2 protein-coding genes and 1 pseudogene are annotated in these 2,326 nt (G+C 66.2%); all 3 read right to left on the reverse strand.

All coding sequences use genetic code 11. From position 1 onward, the window contains the following. Window positions 1-142 (reverse strand): annotated as a pseudogene (locus tag WAN71_RS07505) (acyl-CoA dehydrogenase); the annotation flags it as partial. Beyond that, window positions 142-732: a flavin reductase family protein gene (locus tag WAN71_RS07510; RefSeq protein WP_422224729.1), complete on the reverse strand. Its 591-nt coding sequence runs from the start codon at window positions 730-732 to the stop codon at window positions 142-144. The pseudogene WAN71_RS07505 and the gene WAN71_RS07510, both read right to left, overlap by 1 nt. 29 nt (window positions 733-761) lie before the next feature. After that, the gene (locus WAN71_RS07515) at window positions 762-2,252 is read right to left on the reverse strand and encodes an aldehyde dehydrogenase (RefSeq protein ID WP_422224730.1); all 1,491 of its coding nucleotides are present in this window, start codon (window positions 2,250-2,252) and stop codon (window positions 762-764) included. Between the last annotated feature and the right edge of the window lie 74 nt (window positions 2,253-2,326).

Consider the following 2,326-nt stretch of genomic DNA (forward strand, 5'->3'; position numbering starts at 1 on the left):
GTTCCCTGGGTAGCCCGACCGTGTCGTGGCCCAGCTTCTCCTCGACTGGATGAACCTGCGCATCCATGAACCGCCGCACCGTGTCGCGCAGCATCACCAGTTCTTCCGGCAGCTGCCAGGCGCCAGAAGGCCCTTCGGTCATCAGACCCGCGCCGCGGCTGCCGCCCGCAGGTCGCGTGCACTTTGCAGCTGCGGCTCGTGATTCGCCTCGTACTGCTCGATCCACTCGTGCGGCAACCTGCCCCACGCCTCTCCGATCCGCAGCCGTTGCTCGGAGCTGAACACCTCCGCGGCGACCACGTCACCGACGAAGATGGTGTTCTCGTCATTGTCTAGCGACCCCGTGATGCGACACTCCACGTAGCTGTGTGCGTCGAGCAGGATCGGCGCGCCCGTGACACCCGGCTTGGTCCGCAGCTTGGCGATCTTGTCGCCGTCCCGGCCTGAACTGCCGCCGAGGGTCATCAGGATCTCCATGGACTTGTCGATCTCGTCCGGACCGGCCGACAGCATGTGCATCACGAAGATGCCGGAGTTGACCAGCATGTCGTGCGTCTTGTTGTACTTGGTCAGGCTGACGGTCGCGCGTGGCAGTTCCGGCACGATGCTGGCCGAGCCGGCGGACAGCGACATCAGGCCGTTAGCGAAGCCACCGTCAATCGTGGTGACTGCCACCGGAAATGGCCGCAGTCCGGCCAGCACCTTGTCGGCGGCCGCGAGGTCGAGCGTCATGTGTATTCCCCTTGTCGATTGGGTTGAGGTCAGCCGAGCGTGAACGGGTCGCGGGTGTCCCCGGACAGCTCCACCCACACCGCTTTGGTCTCGGTGAAGTCCTTCACGGCGTCGATGCCGTTTTCCCGGCCGATGCCGCTGTAGCCGACGCCACCGAACGGAACATGAGGCGCGACAACGCGATAGGCGTTGACCCACACTGTGCCGGCCCGCAGCTTGGCGGCCACCCGGTGCGCACGGTGGACGTCCTTGGTCCACACCGCCGCGGCCAATCCGAACTCGGTGGCGTTGGCCGCGGCGACGGCCTCGTCCTCGTCGGCGAAGGTCATCACCGCCAGCACGGGTCCGAAGATCTCCTCGGCGACGGCACGCATCGAGGGGTCGACACCGGTCAGCACGGTCGGCTTGACGAAGTAGCCGCCAAGGTCGCCGGCCGGCTCGCCGCCGTAGGCCACCGTCGCACCCTGCTCGCGGGCAGCAGCGAAGTGCGACAGCACCTTCTCGTACTGAGGCTGGTTAGACACCGGGCCCATCTCGGTCGCCGGGTCCTTTGGATCACCCAGCTTGATGGTCGCCGCGCGCGCGACGATCTTGTCCACCAATGCGTCGGCGACGCTTCGTTCTACGAGAAGGCGCGAGCCCGCCAGACAAGTCTGGCCGGTGGCGGCGAACACGCCGGCAATCACGCCGTTGGCCGCCGCGTCGAGGTCGGCATCGGCGAAAACCACCTGCGCCGACTTGCCGCCGAGTTCGAGGGAGAACCGGGTCATGTTCTGAATCGCGGCCTTGCCGACCTGAATGCCGGTTGTCGTCGATCCGGTGAACGCGATCTTGTCGACGCCCGGGTGCGACGCCAGCGCGGCACCCGTCTCCGGGCCCCAACCGGTGACGACGTTGATGACGCCCGGCGGAAAACCGGCCTCGGCGAACAGTTTTGCGAACGCTAGCGTCGATGTCGGAGTGTGGTCGCTGGGCTTGACGACGAAGGTGCAACCCGCGGCCAGCCCGGCGGCCAGCTTCCAGGTCAACAGCAGTAGCGGTGAGTTCCAGGGTGTGATCGCGCCGACTACGCCGACGGGTTCATGGCGGGTATAGACGAAGTAGTTGGGCTTATCCACCGGTATGACGTCGCCCTGCAGTTTGTCTGCCAGTCCGCTGTAGTAGAAGTAGTAATCCGGCAGCGACCGCATCTGGCCGACCATTTCGCGAACCAGCTTGCCGCCGTCACGTACCTCGAGTTCGGCGAGCTGCTCGGCCTCGCGCGCGATGATCTCGCCTAGGCGCCGCAGCAGCTTGCCGCGGGCGGTCGCAGTGAGCGCACCCCACGGTCCATTCAGCGCAGCGTGGGCGGCGGCTACGGCGCGGTCCACATCGGCAGCCCCGCCGTCGGGCACGCGCGCCCAGGGCCTGCCAGTGAAGGGGTCAACACTGTTGTAGGTCAAACCCGATGCGGCGGAGGATGATTCGCCCCCGATCAGCAGGTCGAACTCGACCAACTGCTCGATCGCGGTGTCGGTCATCGTCTCCTTACCTTTCTTGCAGGGTGTTCGTGGCCGTCGGCCGTAGGCTTCGATTCACCCAGGGACGGCGGGTA

The sequence above is a fragment of the Mycobacterium sp. genome (assembly GCF_049280035.1).
Lineage (GTDB): Bacteria > Actinomycetota > Actinomycetes > Mycobacteriales > Mycobacteriaceae > Mycobacterium.